Raw genomic sequence first — 18,521 nt, 5'->3', positions numbered from 1 at the left:
GGGAGGCTGTCAGTCATCTCGCCGCGCTGAAGTGCGAAGCGCTGTCACCGAGACGTGCGTGCAGCTCACCCGTGTTGGTGGCAGTGCGAGCCGCTCGCACTGCCACCAGGCGTGACCTGGCCAGCATCCTCGACGGACAAACGATTCCTGATCCGTGGAGTGTGGTGATGATGGGTCTTCCTACGGTGCCCGTGCTGGCCGGCGCGGTCGCTGATCCGACCGAGCTGGCCCGGCTCGACGATGCCTATCTGTGGCAGCCGTGGAGCCCTGTGCGGCGTTCCGAGGATGCGGCGACGATCGTCGCCGGGGACGGCTGCGAAGTCGTCGACGCCGACGGCCGTCGGTATCTGGACGCGCGTGGTGGCCTGTTCAACGCCACGGTGGGATACGGGCGTCCGGAGGTCGTCGAGGCGATGGCCGCGCAGGCGCGAACCCTGATGACCTACGGGCTCGGGCCGGCGTCGACGCCGCCAGCGGTGCTGCTGGCCGCCCGGCTGGCCGGACTGTTCGGTGAGCCGCTCACCCGCACGTTCTTCTGCCATTCCGGGTCGGAAGCGACCGAGACCGCGGTGAAGATGGCCCGTTTCTACCACGCGTTGCGGGGCGAGCCGCAGCGGAGCACGGTGTTGTCGCTGGCCGACGGCTACCACGGCAGCAGCCTGGCCGGTGCGGCGCTGACGCGGCTGCCGGCGGTACGGGCCGGAGTCGAGCCGATACCGGCCGGGTTCGCGTCGGTGGCCACACCCCGCTGTGCCGCCTGCGCGGCGGGTGAGGCGCATCCGCGTTGCGTGGTGCCCGGCCCGGAGGCGTTGCAGGAGGTGATCGTCCGGTTGGGGCCCGGCCGGGTCGCGGCGTTCGTGGTGGAGCCGGTGTTGGGTGTCGGCGGGATCGTCGAGCTGCCGCCGGGATATCTGGCCGCAGTGCGGCGGGTCTGCGACGAGCACGGGGTGCTGCTGATCGTCGACGAGGTGATGACCGGGTTTGGGCGTACCGGTGCCTGGTTCGCCCACCAGGCCGACGGTGTGGTCCCGGACATCGTGACCACGGCCAAGGGCCTGGCCGCCGGGTACGCCCCGCTGGCCGCCGTCACCGCGACCCAGCAGATCTATCAGGCGTTCGCCGCCGATCGAGTGCTGGGCGGGTTCCGGCACGGCTACACCACCGGCGGGCACGCGGTCGCTGCGGCGGCGGCGCTGGCGGTCGTGCAGGTCATCGAGGACAACGACCTGGTCACACACGCTGCGCAGGTCGGCCGGTCGCTGCTGCAGCGGCTGCGCGCAGAACTGCCCGGGCCTGTGGTGCGGGAGGTCCGTGGCCGCGGTCTGCTGGCCGGGGCGCAGGCCGGCACCGAACGGCAGGCCGCCGAGATCGTGCGGGAATGCCGGCGCGACGGTGTCCTGGTCCGGCCGCAGCAGACGGTGGTGACCCTCGCGCCACCGCTGGTGCTGTCGCGGGAGCAGGCCGACCGGGTCGCCGACAGCCTGGCCAAGGCTGTGCGGGCCGTCGAGGCACGGTCATGACACGGCTCACCGTGGTGCTGCCCTGCGCCGGGCGCGGCAGCCGGCTCGATCTGCCGTTCCCGAAGGAGCTGCTGCCCGGCCCGGACGGGCGGGTCCTCATCGATCACAGCTTCGCACTGCTGGCCGACGCCGACGTGCAGGTGCTGCTGGTCGTCGGCCCGGACCGGCAGGCCACGATCTCCCACGTCGCCCGGCGATACACGACGATCCCGGTCGCCGCGGTGCCGCAGCTATCCGACACGGACGGCTGGATCGGGGCGGTGCTGTCGGCGCTGCCGTTCGTCATCGGCCGGGCGTTGGTCCTGCTACCCGACCAGGTGCTGCAGACCGCTCCGAACGACGATCCGATCGGCCGGGCCGACCAGATGCTGCACGACGCGGATGCGTGCCTGCTCGCCGCGCGGTGCGCCGACGCGGACCGGCTGGCCGTTGACGGGGCGCTGACCGTGACGTACCAGCCCGGCGGCGGTCCGGCCCTGCTGCGCCGGATCGCCGACAAGCCCGGAGCAGCCGCCGTGGCCGGGCACAACGCGGTGTGGTTCGGGCTGGGATTCCGCCGGGCGGCCGCCGACCAGGTCCTGGCCCAGATGCGCGCCGCGCAGGACCGGCTGCTGGATATGACCGCGTTGCGCGGCGGCCCGCTGCACGACGCGCCGGTGATCGAGGTGCCGCCGTTCCTGGACTGCGGCACCTGGCCGTCGGCCGCTCGGCTGTGGCACGCCGGACAGGAGGCTCGGGCATGCGGCTGAGCATGTTCACCGGCCCGTACCCGGTCGGCGAGAACCTGGGCGGGGTCGGGCTGCGGCTGTGGGAGCTGGCGACGTCACTGGCCGACGCGGGCGTGCACGTGATCATGGCCTGCCCGCCCGGCTCTGATCTGAGCTGGCAGCGGCCGCGGCTGCGGCTGGCCGTGTTCACCGAGGACAGCTGGCCGCGGCTGGTCGAAGCCAGCGATGCGGTGCTGACCACCGACCTGCCGGACCAGCGGGTCCTGCTGCACGCCTACCAGCTCGGCAAGATCCTGCTGTGTGAGAACGCCACCCCGATCGAGCATTTGGATTACACGCAGGTGCGGCAGGCCACCGATCCGCAGGGCGTCTACGACGATCTGCTCGAGCGCTACCTGCTGCAGGCATGGACGTGCGACCACTTCGTGCTGCGCTCGGCGGTGGAACGCTCCGGGATCCTGGGCACCCTGGCCGCAATCGGCCGGCTGAGCCCGGACCACCACGCCCGCTCCCGGACCCTGGAGCATCTGCTGACGTTGCTGCCGGTCGGCTTCACCACCGAGGCCGCGGCGATCGCCGACACGGCACCGGTGACCGCGACACCGGCCGAGTTCGTGTGGTCCGGCGGAATCTGGGACTTCTACGACACCGTCACCATGGCGCAGGCCCTCGCACAGCTACGCGACACCGGTCGCACGGCGCGGGCCCGGTTCCTGTATGCCCCGCCGGCCGACCAGCACATCGCCGAGATGGCCCGGCTGGTCCAGGCCGTCGGCCGACTCAGCCTGGACCAGTTGGTCGAGTTCCCGGCCGGACCACTGCCGCACACCGCCCGCGATGGCGTGATCAAGGCGAGCCGGGTACTGGTCGTCCTCGGCCGCGACGGCGCCGAGAACCACACCTGCCTGCGGCTGCGCCTGCGCGACGCCCTGCTGTACCGGCTGCCGGTGGTCGTCGACGACCTCGGCGCGTCCGGTGACTGGGTCACCCAGTGGGGTGTCGGCCTGGCCGTCGACACCCGCGACCCGGACGCGGTCGCCGGCGCGATGGCGGCGCTGGCCTTCGACGATTCCGTCTACCGGCGCTGCCGTACCGCCATCGACCGCGCCCGCGGACCGCACACCTACCAGGCCAACCTCGGCAACCTGCTCGCCTTCCTGCATGCCGGCCGGCGGGCTCCCGACGCTGGCAGCGCCCGGCAGCGGGCCGCGGTCGCCGAGCTGCTGCGCCGTCGCCCGTCGCTGATCGCAGCCCCGCTCAACCCCATCTGACCAGGAGGACCTGATGCCCACCACCGCCCTCGACCGGCTGCTTGCCGACGACACCGTCCGCGCCAGCGTGCCCGCCTTCGACGCGCACCGCGACCTCATCCCGCTGCGCCTACCCGCCTGGGACACCGCCAGCACCGAAACGGTCAACGCCCTGACCGGGCGAGTCGCCACGGCCGGGTTCGCGCTCGTGGAAACCGGCACCGCTCCGGGCCAGGACGACCTGCTCGGCCTGGCCGGACTGCTCGACCTGGGGGAGCCGTTCGTGCCGCCGCTGTACCGGATACCCGGCAGCGTGCAGGTCGGCACGGCCGGGGTGTCCCAGCTGACCGCCACGCCCGGTGCCGCCGCCGACGCCGCCCGGCACCCCGCGACCTCCGCCATCGGGCAGGGCTGGCACGTCGATGGCACCCTGCAACAGCTGGGTGAGGTCCGTACCTCGCTGCTGCTATGCGTCCGCCCCGCCGCGACCGGCGGGCAGTCGCTGCTGTTCAACGCCACCGCCGCGTTCCTCGACCTGGCCGACCACGACCCGGCCGCAGCCGCGGCGCTCATGGCCCCCAGCGCATTGGTACGCATGGCCACGGTGAACGGCAGCAACGACAGCACCGCCGGCCCGGCGTTCGCCGTGACCGGCGGGCAGTTGCTGACCCGGTACGCGCGCACCGACGCCGACCGCTGGTTCCCGCCCTCGGGCGACCCGGCCGCCGTCGACCGGGCACTGGCCCGCCTCGACGAGCTAGCCGCCCCGGGTTCGCCGTACCGGCTGGAGTTCACCATGACGGCCGGGCAGGGACTGGTGTTCGCCAACAGCCGGCTGTGCCACGGCCGCGCCGCGTACACCGACGACTCGGCCGCGCCGCGCACCCTGCTGCGTGGCTTGTTCACCACCGACCTGACCACACGCTGAACAGGGGACAACAGTATGGACATCGACCAGTTGCTTGATACCGCGCTGAGCGCCCTGATCCGCCAGCAGCAGGCCGCGCGCGACACCATCACCCTGATCCCGTCGGAGAATCAGACCCCGCTGCTGGCCCGGCTGGCGTACCTGACCGACGCGAGCCACCGGTACTTCTTCGCCGCAGGCGATCCCGGCGCGCGGCGGTTCCCGGCCGGCCGCGACGCCGGGGCGGTCGAGACCGGGCTCACGGTGCCGCTGCTGCAGCACCTGGCCCAGGCCCGGCACGTCAACGTCCGGCCGCTGTCGGGGCTGCACGCCATGACCGTGCTGATGTCGGCACTGATCGCCCCCGGCTCGACGGTGCTCACCGTCGCCCCCGAGCAGGGCGGCCACTACGCCACCGCATCAGTGGCCCGCCGCCTCGGCCTGACCTGCGTACGCGTCGGCGGCCCGGACCCGCACCAGCTCGACCTGCCCGCCCTCACCCACCTGGTCGCCCGGCACCGGCCGGCACTGGTTTACCTCGACGTGTCACACGGCCTGTTCCCGCTCGACCTGACCGCCGCTGTCGCTGCGGTCCGGGCCGCCGGGGTGGCCACCCGGGTGCACGCCGACGTCTCCCACACCATGGGCCTGGTCCTGGGCGGGCTGCTGCCCAACCCGCTGCGCTGCGGTGCCGACAGCTTCGGCGGTTCCACCCACAAGAGCCTGCCCGGCCCGGCCAAGGCGTTCCTGGCCACCGACGACGACACAGTCGCCGACGCGATCAGCACCGCCCAATACGATCTGATCTCGTCGCATCACCTGGCCGGGGTGTGCGGCCTCGGCCTCGCCCTGGCCCAGTTCGTCCTGGCCGACGGCCCCGGCTACGCCCGCGACGTGCTCGCCGCCGCCCGGTCCCTGGCCGGCGCGCTGGCGGCGGCCGGGCTGCCCCCGCAAGCCGCCGACCGGGGCTTCACCGGCTGCCACCAGCTGTGGCTCGACACCACCCGCGCCGGCATCGACGCACCGACCGCGGCGGGCCGCCTCGATGCCGGCGGCATCAGGGTCAACGTCTTGGACGACCTGCCCGGCTTCGACGGCCGGCCTGGGCTGCGGCTGGGCCTGGCCGAGGCCGTCACAGTCGGCCTGGACCCCGACGACATGCCGTACCTGGCGGCGCTGATGACCGCGGCGATCCGCGGCACCCGGCCCACGCCCGCGGTCGCCGCCGACGTCGCCGACCTGCGGCACGCCCGCACCAGCCGCTACGACCTGGCCGGCGACTCACCGGTCAAGCGGCGCGCCGAGCAGCTCATCGCCGCGGTGCACGCCACCGCCGTACCCGCGGTGGCAGGTGCCCGATGACCGGCACCGGCGTCCTCGACGCGATCAACCACAAACGCGGCGGCGGACAGCTGTCCGCCGGGCAGATCGAGGCCGCCGTCCACGGCTACCTCACCGACGCCGTCCCCGACTACCAGATGGCGGCGCTACTCATGGCGATCGCCTGCCGCGGCATGACCAGCAGCGAAACCGTTGCGCTCACCCAGACTCTGGCCGGCCCCACCCGGCTACGGCTCGGCGACGAACGGTTCGTCGCCGACAAACACTCCACCGGCGGTGTCGGGGACAAGACCACCCTGGTCCTCGCCCCGCTGCTGGCGGCCGTCGGCGTCCCGGTGGCCAAGATGAGCGGCCGCGGCCTCGAACACGCCGGCGGCACGATCGACAAACTGGAAGCGATCACTGGACTGCGCCTGCCCGGCACCGCAGCCCAGATGCGGGCAGCCCTGGCCGCCACCGGATTCGCCATCACCGGGCAGACTGGCGACCTCGCCCCCGGCGACGGTGCCCTCTACCGGCTGCGGGACGTCACCGGCACCGTCGAATCGATACCGCTGATCGCCGCTTCCATCATGAGCAAGAAGATCGCCGCCGGGGCATCGGCCCTCGTTCTCGACGTCAAGACCGGCAGCGGAGCCCTCACCGCCAGTCCCGACGACGCCCTACACCTGGCCAAGCTGATGGTCGACATCGGCACCGGGGCCGGACTACCCACCCGAGCCGTGGTCAGCGCCATGGACCAGCCCCTCGGCCACGCCGTTGGCAACGCCCTCGAAGTCGCCGAAGCCATCGCCGCGCTACGCGGCGAACCCGTCCCCGGACTGGTCCCGCTCACCCTGCACCTGGCCGGCCTACTCGCCCAGCAGGCATGGCCCAACCGGTCACCCGAGGACATCCACCAAGAGCTCACCGGCACCCTGCACGACGGGCGGGCGTTCACCGCCCTGCGCCGCTGGGTGGCCCACCACGGCGGCGACACCACCCAGATCGACCACCCCGACCGACTGCCCCAAGCCGCCCGCATCGAAACGGTCACCGCCCCGGTTGGCGGATGGATCGCCCGCATCGACGCCGCGACGCTCGGCCGGACCTGCCAACTGCTCGGCGCCGGCCGCACCCGCCTCGACCAGCCCATCAATCACGCCGTCGGGCTACGGCTGCGCATCGGCGTCGGCCGGCAGATCGGCGCTGGCGCGCCCCTGCTCGACCTGCACCTGCCCGCCGACGCCGACGCCGATCACATCACCGGCCAGGTCCTGGCCGCGATCACCGTCACCGACACCGCTGTGCCGCAGCCACCGTTGATCCTGCACACCCTCTGACCGCCCCCTTCGCCCACCCGCAGCGAGGAGACACGATGGTCATCGACGCCCTGCTACTCGACATGGACGGCCTGTTCCGGCACTGGCGCGACACCGGAGCCCGTGCCGGGGAACGCCGCGCCGGGCTCCCGGCCGGCACCATCGACCGCTACGCCTACCAGCACCCCAACTACCGGCTCGCCCAACTCGGCGTACTCACCGACGACGACTGGGCCGAGGACGTCGCCGACCGCCTCGCCGCCGACTTCGGCCCCACCGCCCGCACCGCCATCACCCCTTGGCGGGCCGACCGCGGCGAGATCGACCCCACCACGATTGACCTGGCTGGGCAGGCCCGCAGCCACGGCCTGCCGGTGGCGATCCTGTCCAACACCACCACCGCGTTCCGGGCCGACCTCGCCTACCACGGCATCACCACCCTGTTCGACCAGGTGTTCCCCAGCGCGGAGCTCGGCGTGGACAAACCCGCACCCCAGGCGTTCCGGCTCGCCGCCCACCACCTCGACGTCGCCCCGGACCGGATCTTCTTCAGCGACGACGAAGCCGTCTACATCGTCGGTGCCCGCCGCGCAGGGATGCACGCCCACCGCTTCACCAGCCCGGCCGGGCTCGCCGCACGACTAACCCTGCTCGGCATCCCGTCACCGTGCGTCCGGCCGTCGGCAGCCTCGCCGCCGCAGCCTGAGCAACGTCAGGGGCGCGCCGCCGACCGTGCCCGCACCTGCTCGGCCAACTTGGCCACCGGCAACTCACCGTCCAGCAGCACGGTGTCCGCCGGCAGCAGGGGCACGGCGGCGGCGCACCGCTGCACCTGCGCCAGCCGCCACGCCCGGACCTCGGCATCCCGGCCCGGATCATCCGGCCAGATCGACTGCGCCTCGATCCGCTTGCGTAGCACCTCAACTGGCGTGTTGACGAAGTAATGGTCGACCGACACACCCTGGTCCCGTAGCCCGCCGAAGATCTCCTCCAGGTATCCGGGCACCACCACGGTCATCGGCACCACGAGGGTACGGCCGTACTCCTGCAACAACGCCACACCCGTGTCCACCACGCTGCGCCGCCATATACGCAGGTCCTGGAAATCCTCACTCGGCGGCAGCGGGACGATCTCGCGGACCATGTAGCCGGGTAACTCGGCGTCGAACAGCAACAACCGCGGATCGTCGGCGAGCAGCCGCTGCGCCAAGGTTGTCTTCCCGGCCCCGAAAGCACCGTTGACCCAGATCACCCGCACGTGAGCCTCCGCCGATCGTTGACAACAATCGACCGTAGCCGACCAGCCCCAGCGAACACGAGCACCGGAACAGGCGACACGGACCGCGAGTCTGGTGCACAGGCCGTCGCGGCCGTCCACCCCGGCGGCGAGACCGCTGCCGTCGCCGCCCTCGCCGCCCTGCTCCACGGTCCGCTGCTCACCGCCCGACTGCTCACCCTCGCCCCCGCACTTGACACCGCGGTCGTCCCGCCGAGCCCAGCCAACAGCGAACGTCCGCGGTGCGCCTCGCGCAGCTCGGTGAGCATGCTGCCGGCCGCCGGTGGCCATGAGCTGGTCGTGAGTGTCGGCTTTGATGAGCGGCCGTGGTGCGGGATGTAGATGCGGTCGGCGTGGCGGACATTGGCCAGTCGGTGGGTGATCAGGATGGTGATGCCGCGTCCCTGCCGGTCGCGGATGGCCTGGGAGAGGGCGTTCTCGGCATGGGGGTCGAGGGCGGACGTGGGCACATCCATGATGAGGACGTCGGCGTCGCGCAGGAAGCCGCGGGCGGCGAGGCCGCAACCCTGGTCACCCTGGTCTGAACATATTGGCGAACGTAATCTAATTCATGTCTATCTTGCCTGTTCAGGGTGGGCCGCCAGGGACTCGAACCCTGAACCTACGGATTAAAAGTCCGCAGCTCTGCCATTGAGCTAGCAGCCCCCGAGTGCGCCCTGTTAGAGCACGCGCGTTTGAGGCTACCGGATCGCCCGTCCGTCCGTCGTGCTGGTATTGCCCGTTGTGACCGGTGGGCACTCACGTGCAGGTGGACGCTTGAGACGCCCTCCGCGTCCGGAGGCGAAGCTGTATACCAACCCCCGTCCATCCGGCGTTGCGCCACGCCGACCGAACATATGTTCCACAGAGTTTTCCACAGGCTGTGGAGAGAGGGGGCGTCGCGGTGGTCGTCACCGCGACGCCCTGCTCGATGCGGGGCTGGTCAGGCGTTGATTGCGTTCTTCTTGCGCTTGCTGGAGAGCACCAGGGCGGTGTTCTCGGCGTTGGTCTGGTCGGTTTCCTGGAGAATCGAGGTGTAGATGTCGGCGGTGATCTGGATGGTGGAGTGGCCGAGTTGTTCTTTGATGTCCTCCATTTCCGCGCCGGCGAGCTTGGCGTAGGTGGCTGCGCCGTGGCGGCCGTCGTGGATGCTGACCGGCGGCAGGCCGGCGTCTCGGATAAGCCGCTCGAACCGTTCTGACACGTAGTCGGGGTGCCAGGCAGATCCGTCGGGCTGGCGGAAGTACGGGTCGACGCGGATCGTCTTGTAGCCGCCGCCCTCTCCGAGGGTGGTGACCATGACGGTGGCCGGCCAGGTGTCGCCGAGGGTTTCCTGCCAGTGGGCGCGCAGGATGTTGTAGTTGCGGAAGTCGGCGACGGTGTCGCTGTCGAGCGCGACGACGCGGTCGCCGTGGCGGGATTTGACCCTCTTGTAGACCGGCTTGTAGTCGTGGGTGGTGATCTGGTGGGTGATCGTCGCGGCGGGCTTGGGGCTGTCGAGGTCGATCTGGGTTTTGGTGATGCCGACGGCTTCGCCGCGGCGGGGGCCGCGGCGGAGGACGAAGGCGTAGACGGGATAGAGGATGGGGTCGTGTTCTTCTGCGTAGTCGAGGAACGCGGCGGCCTGGTCGGGGGTCCAGACCATGACGGGGTAGGGCACGATCCCGGTGGCCTGCCATTCACGGACGTGGGCGTCGGTCCACGGGCGTGCCTTGGCCTGCTCGGCGGCGGGTAACTCGGCGAGTTTGGCGGCGTTGTGGCTGATGTAGCGGTGCTTGCCGATGGCGTCGTTGAGGGCTTTGCGCAGGGTGGCCCGGATGCGGTGCATCGTGGCGGCGGAGATCGGCTTGATCCCCTTGACGCTGGCCCGGATCCGGATGTCGTCGCTGTTCTTGGCGGCGTCGATCTCCGTGTTTCGGGCGATGACTTTTTTGAACATGGCGGTGACGTGGCCGGTGTTGAGGCGGTCGAGGCGTAGATCGCCGAGGTAGGGGATCAGATAGTTGCGGATGTGGCCGGCGTAGCCCGAGCGGGTGTGCTCGTCCATGATCCGGTCTTCGATCCAGCGGGTCAGGTAGTCGGCGACGGTGATCTCGAACCCGACGGGGATGCCTGCCCCTACCTTGCGAGCGAGGGTCTCGCGGTCGGGCAGCGGGGTGTGCTCGGGTACGTCCAGGAGCAGGACGGCGATCTCGTCGGCGAGATTCTTGTCGTCTCCGGCGAGCTGGAGCAGGGTTTTGGCGTGGTCGCGTTCGTTGATGGCCGCGGTGCGGCTGTTGTCGGCGGCAGGGGCGCGGCGCAGCATGCGGCGCTTGCCGGTCTTGGGGTTCTTGGGCAGTTCGAGCTGGTAGCGCCATCTGCCGTGGTCGGCGTGCCACTTGCCATCGGAGCGGCGCAGCTTGGGGCATTTGCTGTTGAGACGTTTCCCTGTCTCGTCGGTGCAGTAGCACTCTTTGGTGATACCTACGGTCATGCGCCGAGTCGCTTCCGGTCGTGGGTGGGCTGCGGATTTGTCGCCCACGCGGGGTGTTGATCAGCGCTTGACTCCCGCGATTGATCAAGTCCGGACGCGGTGGCGTTCACGCCGGCGGCAGCCAGGATTCCGGTGACGGGAACGCGCCAGCCGGTGCCGACCTTGATCACCGGAACGGGGAACTCGCCGGTGGTGGCGAGCCGGTAAGCGGTGGCTTTGGAGATGCCGAAGATGCGGGCGGCGGTTTGCAGGGTGGTGAAGGAGCCGAGGGCGCGGATGGCTTGTTCGCTCCACTGGTCAGGGATAGCGGGCATGGTGGTGCTCCAGGGGTGTCAGCGGTGGGGTGACTCGGCTAGCCAGCGCAGCAGCGGCGGCAGGTGCCGGTCGGGGCCGAAGGCCAAGATCGTTCCGTTGGAGGAGTGACAGCCGATCGCTTCGGTGTGCCGCGGCCCATGTGCACCCACAGCCCGCGCCGCCGGACTTGGGCAGCGAGACGCGCGGCGGCGGGGCCGAGTAGGTGGTGGTGAGCCGGTCGCGCACCGACGATGGCATCGGGTTGGTCTTGGCCCAGACGATCGCGTTGCGCATGATCCAGCCGTCGTCCTGCAGGGCGATCGCCGCTCGCCACGGCACCCCGAGCAGCTGTTTGACCTGGGCGCGTGGGGCCTGCCGCCCGGAGGACGGGGTGGTCCGGGCGGCAGGCAGGTGGCGGCGTGTGGAGGTGTAGGCGTCGCCGAGGTTCAGCCACACCGTTCCCGCCGGTGTGAGGACGCGGGCGACCTGAGCGAACACCGCGACCAGCCGGTCGAGGTAAGCGTCCAAGGTCGGCTCGAGCCTTGCTGGGCGTCGTGCCAGACCGCCCCGCACCGCCCGCACACCGCAGTCCCGGTGTGCGGGCAGGCGGGGTCGCCGCCGGTCCAGGCGCCGGTGCCGTAGTCACGCAAACCCCAGTAGGGCGGGGAGGTGACCACGCAGTCGACCGACGCTTCCGGCATCTCGGCCAGCACTTCGGCGGCATCGCCGAGATACAAGCTGACCGGCCCCGCCCGCTGGTACAGGAACTGCTCGGTACCGGTCACGGCGTCGTCTGCCAGCGGTGCCGGCACAGCAGCAGCCGCAGCGCGGCGACGGCTTGCTGCGGGACGACCCCGTTGCCCAGGACCCTCAGCGCGGCGGTGCGGGCCAGGCCGAGCCGCGGGTCGGTGACCCATTGCTCGGGCAGGCCCATCAGCCACTCGACCAGCGCCGGTGCGAGCACCGGCGAGCCGGTGCTGCCCGGCTGTGTCGGTGGCGGAGCGGACCGTCCGACGATGGCCTCCCAGCGGGAGATCGCCATCTGGTAGCGACCCCACATCGTGCCGCTGGCTGGCGCGGACTCCGCGTCGCCGGACGGGGCGACGAGTTCACCGATGGAGTCCAGCCCCGGCCGGATCGCGGCCCCCGGTGACGGCGACCTGTTGCGTCCGTACCGTGCTGCTGTCGGTGTCGGCAGCAACTGGACTGCCGCCGACGGCAGCGTGAGATCTCCTTTCGAGCCGCGCTGCCCGGGGCAGCCTTTGGTCCCGTCGGATGCCCGGGGCGTGGGTAGCAGCGTCTGCTCCGCCAAGGGGAGCAGGACCTGGGACAGCGGCGGCCGGAACCCTCTGCCGGCGGCCCGGCCGGGGGTGCCGGTGTCGCTGGCCCGCGGCGTCGGCAGCAGATGCTGCCGAGCCCGCGCCCAAGGCTGGATCAGTCCGGGCAGGGTACTGCGGCCGACGCCTTTGCCGTCTCGCGCGCACGGGGTCGGCAGCAGCCCGTCGGGACTCTCACCGCCGCTGGGCCAGCAGGAACAGGCGGTCCCTGCGATGGGCGGCTCCGACGTCGGATGCGCGTAGGCAAACCCACCGGCTGTCGTACCCGATCTTGGCCAGGTCGGCGACGACGACGCCGAGTCCGCGGCTGCGAAGCGCGGCCACGTTCTCCACGACCACGAGCGCCGGTCCAAGCGCGCGAACGCAGTCGGCGACGGCGGTCCACAGACCGGACCGGGAGCCGGTGATCCCTTCCCTTCGCCCGGCGTTGGAGATGTCCTGGCACGGGAACCCAGCCGCGATGATGTCGACTTTCGCGACCTCGCCCCAGTCGACGGAGCTGATGTCGCCGAGGTTTTCCTTTCCCGGGTAGCGGGCGGCGAGGACGCGGCTGGCGGCGGGGTCGGTATCGGCGTACCAGGCGAGCTGGGCGCCGGTGACGTGCTCGATGGCGAGGTCGAGTCCGCCGTAGCCGGTGCAGAGGCTGCCGAGCGTGAGCGGCTTGGCTTTCGGGGTGCGGGCACGGGTCACGCCACCCGCCCTTCGCCGGACGGATACCCCGACGCGCACGTCCACGGCCCGCAGCCGGGCCGGGCCTGGGGCTGCTTGGGCCGCAGCACCACCTCGTCGAGCGGAACCCGTTGCGGGTGCAGGAAGAGCTGCCCCCGCAGCGGGTGCCCGCCGGCGTTGGCCCGCGCCGATCCGTGGCGGATCGACTTGTCGAACGCGACAACATCAGCCCACTCCAGCGGGCTGTTGACCTTGAGGTCGTGCCAGAATCCGTCGTCGTGGTACGGGCATCCCAGGCATGCCGAGCGGGGCGTGTTGGCCATGCCGTTGATGTCGAGCCAGGTGAGGCAGTCCGCCCGGGTCCAGCCCAACTCCAGTAGCGGGTAGGCGTGGCGCATGTAGCGCACGTCGGGCTGGCGCATGCGGCCGATCTCGTCCTCGGAGATGCCGATGACCATCTCGGCGTGCACGCCGTCGGGCACCCGCTGGGGATGCGGGTAGCCGAGCCTGCGGCGGACTTCCCGCTTCAAGGCTTTGATCTTGTACTCACCGGTGCACTGGCGCCGGGCCATGCCACGTTCCCCGTTGGGTCCGAGGGTGAACAGCGGCATGGAAGCGAACCGGTGCGCAGGGTCGAGGGCGTCGCGGCGGATGTGCCCGTTGGACACCCGGACGACCTCGAGCCCGGCATGCTGGGCGATCGCTTCGAGGCGGGCCAGATGCAGGTACACCTTCGCCGGCTCCCAGCCGGTATTGGAGAAGATCGCCAGGTCGAACGGGGCGATTTCGCCGCGCACGGCGAGCATCAGCAGGGCGGAGCTCTGCACTCCGGCGCCGAGGCTGAGGATCCGCATCGCGGAACGGGTAGGGGCGGCGCTCATCGCGCCGCCCCTTCGTCGTTTCGTCCGCGCCAGCGCCGGATTTGGCCGCGTATCCGGTCGCGCCAGCGCTGCCGGACCGGCGCCATCTGGCGCGGGAACGGATGGTCGCGGTCGCTGACGAGATCCGGTGGCTGCCAGCCGCCGAAGGAGCCCGACGGCATCCGGTAGATGTCGGCCCACAGCAGCAGCCGACGGTGGTCGGACTGGCCGGGGTTGGAGGGGTTCACGGGGCGAGCCATGGACCCTGCCCGCCGGTGTAGTAGGGCTGTTCCCGCAGATTGCGGGTCAGCTGACGGCCGGTGCGGGCCGTACGGCTGACGCGGGCGCGGCGATGCCTTGGCAGTCCTGCGGCGATCTGTGGGATGACCTCGACGCCGTCGGCGCCGGGGTGGCGGTGGTCGCCGGTCACGGCCAGCGCGCGGTAGCCCATCCGGCGGGCGGTGTCCCAGACGGCGGCCAGGAGCATGCGCCGCATCCGGGTCGTCGGCGCGTCGAAGGCGACGACGATCTGCGCGGCCGGGCCGGGCATGCCGGGGTCGCGTCCGACGATCGCGGCGGCGACGATCGTGGGGATCTGGCCGGGGTGGGTCTGGGCGGTGATGGCGACGCCGTACCGGCCGCCGTCTGAGACGCCGGAGGTGGCGTGCGTCGCGACGAAGGCACGGGCGTCGCGGACGCTGATGCGGGTCACGGCGAGCTGTCCGTGGCGGGGGTGAATGGGGTTGGTCATGAGGGTGTCTCCGGAGTGCGGGCGGACAGGGAGGCGGGCAGGCGCAGCTGCCCGTCGGGGTGTGGGTTGGCCAGCACAAGGACGTCCTCGTGGACGATGAGGTGCAGCGGGACTCCGGCCTGGCGGGCTCTGCGGACCGCGTTGAGCTGGAAGAAGGACGGCCGGGCAATGAGGCGCCCGTCGCGGACTCCGGCCAGCAGCGCGACGCACCGTTCGACCGGGGTCAGGCCGGCGTCGAGGCCGGCGGAGATGACCGCGCTGGGCAGGTCGATCAGGTCTCCGCCGACCCGGTACGGGCGGGCGGTGATGACCGCGACGCCGCCGGGTTTGAGCAGCACCCGGCAGCCGCGCAGGATCTGCGTGAACGCCTCGACGAGCTGTCCCTGGGACTGGAACGCGAGGTTGCCGCGGTCGGCGTCCGGGTCGCCGTAGGTGTGTGAGGACTTGGCGACGCCGCCCTTGCTCGGGCGCACGTGACCGTGCACCGTGGGCCCGTACGGCGGGGACGTGACGACGAGCGACACCTGCCCGTGCAGATGCTGGGGCAGCATCGCGGTCAGGCGGGTGCCGTCGCCGCGCACCGCCATCCCGCGGCCGAGAACTCCGGCCGCCAGGGTGTGGCGGATGTTGGCGTCGGCGAGGTCGGCCCAGCGGGCTTCGTACTCGACGCCGACGCCGTCGCGGCCGGCGTGCATGGCCTCGACGACGGTGGTGCCGATGCCGCACATCGGGTCCAGGACGATGTCGCCGTGCCGGGTGTAGGCGGCGATGGCGTGGGCGGCGATCGCGGGCAGCATCCGCGCCGGATGCGCCAGGGATTCGGGCACGTATCGGCCGCGTCGCTGGACCGGCTGGGTCTGCTGGGCGGTCGCCCAGACCGAGGCCCACGGCCCGTGATCGGGGCCGGTGACGGACAGGCGCTCAGCCATGACGGCCGCCGTCGCGGGCGGCGAACGCGAACACGTCGGCGTGGACGCCGAGGTGGATGACGACGTCGTCGAGCGCCCCGCCGAACGTCCACGCGGAGGGGTCCTGCGGGGTGGTGATGTGCGCTCCGATGACCGGGGTCCGGACGGCGGCGATGTGCTGCAGGTAGCCCAGCCCGGCCGCCGCCGCGGCGGCGACGAGCGGGCCGTAGTCGGCGGGCGGCTGGCCGGGCGGATTGCCCGCCAGCAGGACCAGGACGCCGTCCGTGGCCAGCCACCGCCGGGCGGCGTATAGCAGCGTCGCGGTCGCTTCGCCGCGCTGGGCGGCGCTGGTGTTCGGCGGCGGCCAGGCGACCGCGACAAGCGCGACCGAGCCCGGCTCGGGTGAGCCGGCCGGGATGGTGATGTCGCCGTCGTCGAAGACACCGACGTGCACGGCACGACCGGTCACGGCGTCGGCGAGCAGGCCGCCGGTGAGGTCGACTACATGCGTGCCCGGGCCGGTGAACGCGGCGGTGAGCTGGCGCATCAGGGATGCGGGCAGCAGGGGGTTGGGGTCGGTGTCCGCGGCGGGGGTGCGCCACACGCTGATCGGTATGGGCGGCGTCCCGGGGACGAGGTCGGGGCCATCGGCGTCGGTGCCGACGGAGGCGGTTGGGGGTGTGGTGTGCATAGGCGGTGTGGGCTCCACGCCGTGCCCTGCGGTGTTGCGCTGACGTCCCCTAACCAGCCGCTGTCAGGCCCAGCAGCCACCTGCCCGTCTGGCACGAGCCGCCCCCGGTCTGACACCGCAGGTCACCGCCGTCCAGCGGCCAACCGCGGCAGGAGACGCCCCCGTCCCGGACGACCGGCCGGGCTGGCGGACCTGGTGCCAGCGGCGGTCTGAGCTGGCCTGCGTGTCAGAGCCGTGACAGCCGTGCGATGACCGGCGCGGGCCGGTCTGTCACCGTGCACGGTCTGACACGCCCGCCGGTCCCGCATCGAACACCATCATGGGCGCCGGTTCTGTCAGTGCAGCTCACAGGCTTTCGATCTTCAGCGGCTTGTGTGAGGCGGGGTTGGCGTCGCGGGTCTGGCAGAGGTCTTAGACCGGCCGGATAGGGCCGCTGGCCTGCGGTGTCAGGGGTGTGCCAGACGGGGCTGGCGAAATCGGTGCACCACGGCCCGCCGGGACAGTCCGGCAGCGGCCCTCCACTTGTTCAGGGGAGCGCACCATGACCACCACCTCGACCTCCACCGCCTGGCCGACCTCCGCCCTGTCCGCCGCGCAGACCGCGTTCGCGACGCTGACCCGCGACCCGCAGCCGCCCCTGGCGTTGGACTGCGCCGCGTTCGCCGACCCGGCCTGGGGCCTGCCTGACGGCACGGTCACCCTGGCCGAGCTGCGCTCCTGGATGCTGGGCAACCCGCGCCAGTTCGACGCCCGCGACGCCATCTGGCGCGAGGTGCTGCGCCGCGCCCGCCAGACCGGCCCGCAGGCCGCCGCGTGGGTGATCGGCGCGGTGGGCCTGGCCATGCCCGCGCTGCTGTCGCACGCCCGCACCCTCGGCGCCGGATTCCGTGGCGACCTCGACGACCTCGACTCCGAAATCGTCAGCGGATTCCTCGCCGCGCTGCGCGGCGATCTCGACCTTTCCCGCACCGCCCCGTACGCGAAACTGACCATGGCCGCGTGGCGGGCCGGGCGCGCGCTGCGGGCCGATGAGGGCGTGTACGTGCCGGTGCCGCAGATGCCCGAGACCGCCGGCTCGCAGGCGCCGAGGGAGCTGGTTCAGCACCCCGATCTGATGGTGATGCGCGCCGCCGCGCTCGACCTGATCGCCGACGAGGATGCCGCCGCGTTCATCGAGGTTAGGCTCGGCAACCAGCGCTCCGAGACCATCGCCGAGCGGCTCGGCATCAGCGCCACGGCGCTGCACCACCGGCTGGAACGTGCCTCCGAGATCCTGGCCGCGGCGCTGCGCGACGGGCTGCTGTCCGGGCCAGTCGTCCGGCACAACTCGCAGGACGACGTGGCCAAGGCCAAGAAGCGGGCCCGTATCCGCGCGGCGAAGGCGATCGCCACCCGCCGCAACGCCGCAGCGCCGGTTCCCGCGCACCGCTGACAGCTCTTTCACCGCGCCCGCTTCCCAGCACCTATGAGGCCGGGCCCGCCGAATCGGTGGGCCCGGCCTTTCTGCCTTCCCGGGCTCGGACGCGGCCCGGTCGAGGCTGTCGCGGCAACCGATGACGCCGTGTCAGACCCGTGTCAGATCGGCAGGTGGCTGCTGGGTCTAACAACGGCCGGTTAGGGGGTGCGAGCAGATCCCGCCCGGCCAATCTCGGCCGCGCGGTGGCTCGCCCGCCGCGAACTCTTGTGGCGGGGGCCGTCGCCGGCCCGTCCGCCGCCGGGGTGCCGAACCCCGCGATGCGCTGACACCTCATCACCCTTTCGCACCGACAGACAGGAGCTGGCTCCTGCCCGGCGGCGACGGGTCCGGCGACCCTCCTTCGCTTCTGCCGAAGGTGAGCTTCCGCCGCGCGGCGGTCCCATCCGCTGCGCCGCCCCGCCCTGGCCGACCTGTGCCCGCGGGGCGAGATCGGGACCTCTCCCATGCTCTCCTCGCTCACCGCCATCCCTCTGTCCGTCTACGCCGAACCCGCCGTTCTCGCGGCGGCGACGCTGCCCCAGGTCATCACCAATCTGCAGACCTGGCTGATGGGGATTTTGGCTGCCGTAGCCACCTTGTTCCTCGTCCTGGCCGGGGTCTACTGGGCGACCGCCGGCGGCGACCCCAGCCAGGTCGACAAGGCCAAGAGCTCCCTGCGCAACGCCCTCGTCGGCTACGGCGTCGCCGTGCTCGCGCCGGTGCTGCTGCAGGTCGCCAAAGGCATCGTCGGCGGCTGAC

Annotated in this window: 19 protein-coding genes, 1 tRNA gene and 2 pseudogenes; 9 read left to right on the top strand and 13 right to left on the bottom strand. The window is 71.8% G+C overall.

From position 1 onward, the window contains the following. Positions 1 to 167 precede the first annotated feature (167 nt). Genes ACLQ24_RS00385 through ACLQ24_RS00355 form a run of 7 tightly spaced genes read left to right on the top strand, consistent with a single transcriptional unit; the run spans position 168 to position 7,991 of the window. Positions 168 to 1,520: an aspartate aminotransferase family protein gene (locus ACLQ24_RS00385; protein WP_425888364.1), complete on the top strand. Its 1,353-nt coding sequence runs from the start codon at positions 168 to 170 to the stop codon at positions 1,518 to 1,520. After that, positions 1,517 to 2,269 (top strand): NTP transferase domain-containing protein, encoded by a 753-nt coding sequence (locus ACLQ24_RS00380; RefSeq protein ID WP_425888363.1) that lies wholly within the window; start codon positions 1,517 to 1,519, stop codon positions 2,267 to 2,269. The genes ACLQ24_RS00385 and ACLQ24_RS00380 overlap by 4 nt, the downstream gene beginning before the upstream one ends. Further along, positions 2,260 to 3,519, top strand: a complete 1,260-nt coding sequence (locus tag ACLQ24_RS00375) for a hypothetical protein (protein ID WP_425888362.1) — start codon at positions 2,260 to 2,262, stop codon at positions 3,517 to 3,519. Before ACLQ24_RS00380 ends, ACLQ24_RS00375 begins: the two co-directional genes overlap by 10 nt. A gap of 13 nt (positions 3,520 to 3,532) precedes the next feature. Beyond that, positions 3,533 to 4,426 carry a TauD/TfdA family dioxygenase gene (locus ACLQ24_RS00370; protein WP_425888360.1) on the top strand — a complete coding sequence of 298 codons (894 nt, stop codon included), beginning with the start codon at positions 3,533 to 3,535 and terminating at the stop codon, positions 4,424 to 4,426. 15 nt (positions 4,427 to 4,441) lie between these two features. Then, positions 4,442 to 5,767, top strand: coding sequence for a hypothetical protein (locus ACLQ24_RS00365; RefSeq protein WP_425888359.1), 1,326 nt, complete (start codon positions 4,442 to 4,444; stop codon positions 5,765 to 5,767). Further along, on the top strand, positions 5,764 to 7,068 hold the full coding sequence (locus ACLQ24_RS00360; protein ID WP_425888358.1) for a thymidine phosphorylase: 1,305 nt from the start codon (positions 5,764 to 5,766) through the stop codon (positions 7,066 to 7,068). Before ACLQ24_RS00365 ends, ACLQ24_RS00360 begins: the two co-directional genes overlap by 4 nt. 35 nt (positions 7,069 to 7,103) lie before the next feature. Then, positions 7,104 to 7,991 (top strand): HAD family hydrolase, encoded by an 888-nt coding sequence (locus tag ACLQ24_RS00355; RefSeq protein ID WP_425888357.1) that lies wholly within the window; start codon positions 7,104 to 7,106, stop codon positions 7,989 to 7,991. 5 nt (positions 7,992 to 7,996) lie between these two features. On the opposite strand, the pseudogene ACLQ24_RS00350 reads toward ACLQ24_RS00355, so the two are convergent. The 13 genes and pseudogenes from ACLQ24_RS00350 to ACLQ24_RS00290 all read right to left on the bottom strand — a co-directional run. Then, positions 7,997 to 8,614: pseudogene (locus ACLQ24_RS00350) on the bottom strand (hypothetical protein); the annotation flags it as partial. Continuing rightward, positions 8,597 to 8,838, bottom strand: a pseudogene (locus ACLQ24_RS00345) (ABC transporter ATP-binding protein); the annotation flags it as partial. The pseudogenes ACLQ24_RS00345 and ACLQ24_RS00350, both read right to left, overlap by 18 nt. A gap of 79 nt (positions 8,839 to 8,917) precedes the next feature. Then, positions 8,918 to 8,989: transfer RNA gene (locus ACLQ24_RS00340), tRNA-Lys, on the bottom strand. A 277-nt stretch (positions 8,990 to 9,266) separates the two neighbouring features. Further along, on the bottom strand, positions 9,267 to 10,796 hold the full coding sequence (locus tag ACLQ24_RS00335) for a tyrosine-type recombinase/integrase (protein WP_425888355.1): 1,530 nt from the start codon (positions 10,794 to 10,796) through the stop codon (positions 9,267 to 9,269). After that, a complete protein-coding gene (locus ACLQ24_RS00330) occupies positions 10,793 to 11,110 on the bottom strand; it encodes a helix-turn-helix domain-containing protein (RefSeq protein WP_425888354.1) in 318 nt (105 codons plus the stop codon). The genes ACLQ24_RS00335 and ACLQ24_RS00330 overlap by 4 nt, the downstream gene beginning before the upstream one ends. Next, positions 11,094 to 11,618, bottom strand: a complete 525-nt coding sequence (locus tag ACLQ24_RS00325) for a DNA methyltransferase (protein WP_425888352.1) — start codon at positions 11,616 to 11,618, stop codon at positions 11,094 to 11,096. Before ACLQ24_RS00325 ends, ACLQ24_RS00330 begins: the two co-directional genes overlap by 17 nt. 253 nt (positions 11,619 to 11,871) lie before the next feature. Next, complete coding sequence (locus ACLQ24_RS00320; RefSeq protein ID WP_425888351.1) at positions 11,872 to 12,402, bottom strand: hypothetical protein; 531 nt, start codon at positions 12,400 to 12,402, stop codon at positions 11,872 to 11,874. Between the two features lie 199 nt (positions 12,403 to 12,601). Further along, positions 12,602 to 13,117, bottom strand: coding sequence for a DNA cytosine methyltransferase (locus tag ACLQ24_RS00315; protein ID WP_425888349.1), 516 nt, complete (start codon positions 13,115 to 13,117; stop codon positions 12,602 to 12,604). Continuing rightward, positions 13,114 to 13,977, bottom strand: coding sequence for a hypothetical protein (locus ACLQ24_RS00310; protein WP_425888347.1), 864 nt, complete (start codon positions 13,975 to 13,977; stop codon positions 13,114 to 13,116). The genes ACLQ24_RS00315 and ACLQ24_RS00310 overlap by 4 nt, the downstream gene beginning before the upstream one ends. Further along, positions 13,974 to 14,216 (bottom strand): hypothetical protein, encoded by a 243-nt coding sequence (locus ACLQ24_RS00305; protein WP_425888346.1) that lies wholly within the window; start codon positions 14,214 to 14,216, stop codon positions 13,974 to 13,976. Before ACLQ24_RS00305 ends, ACLQ24_RS00310 begins: the two co-directional genes overlap by 4 nt. After that, on the bottom strand, positions 14,201 to 14,707 hold the full coding sequence (locus ACLQ24_RS00300) for a hypothetical protein (protein WP_425888345.1): 507 nt from the start codon (positions 14,705 to 14,707) through the stop codon (positions 14,201 to 14,203). The genes ACLQ24_RS00305 and ACLQ24_RS00300 overlap by 16 nt, the downstream gene beginning before the upstream one ends. Next, complete coding sequence (locus tag ACLQ24_RS00295) at positions 14,704 to 15,636, bottom strand: TRM11 family SAM-dependent methyltransferase (RefSeq protein WP_425888344.1); 933 nt, start codon at positions 15,634 to 15,636, stop codon at positions 14,704 to 14,706. The genes ACLQ24_RS00300 and ACLQ24_RS00295 overlap by 4 nt, the downstream gene beginning before the upstream one ends. Continuing rightward, the gene (locus ACLQ24_RS00290) at positions 15,629 to 16,219 is read right to left on the bottom strand and encodes a hypothetical protein (RefSeq protein ID WP_425888343.1); all 591 of its coding nucleotides are present in this window, start codon (positions 16,217 to 16,219) and stop codon (positions 15,629 to 15,631) included. Before ACLQ24_RS00290 ends, ACLQ24_RS00295 begins: the two co-directional genes overlap by 8 nt. Positions 16,220 to 16,847: 628 nt before the next feature. Here ACLQ24_RS00290 and ACLQ24_RS00285 point away from each other — a divergent pair. Together ACLQ24_RS00285 and ACLQ24_RS00280 are read left to right on the top strand one after the other, a co-directional pair. After that, positions 16,848 to 17,738: a hypothetical protein gene (locus tag ACLQ24_RS00285; RefSeq protein ID WP_425888342.1), complete on the top strand. Its 891-nt coding sequence runs from the start codon at positions 16,848 to 16,850 to the stop codon at positions 17,736 to 17,738. Positions 17,739 to 18,211: 473 nt separating this feature from the next. Next, a complete protein-coding gene (locus ACLQ24_RS00280) occupies positions 18,212 to 18,520 on the top strand; it encodes a pilin (protein WP_425888480.1) in 309 nt (102 codons plus the stop codon). The last annotated feature ends 1 nt before the right edge of the window (position 18,521 follow it).

It is taken from the genome of Micromonospora sp. DT4, from assembly GCF_049841675.1.
In the GTDB taxonomy this organism is placed as follows: Bacteria; Actinomycetota; Actinomycetes; order Mycobacteriales; family Micromonosporaceae; genus Micromonospora.
Note: the sequence above shows the minus strand (reverse complement) of the source record. Positions and strands in the feature narration are given on the sequence as shown.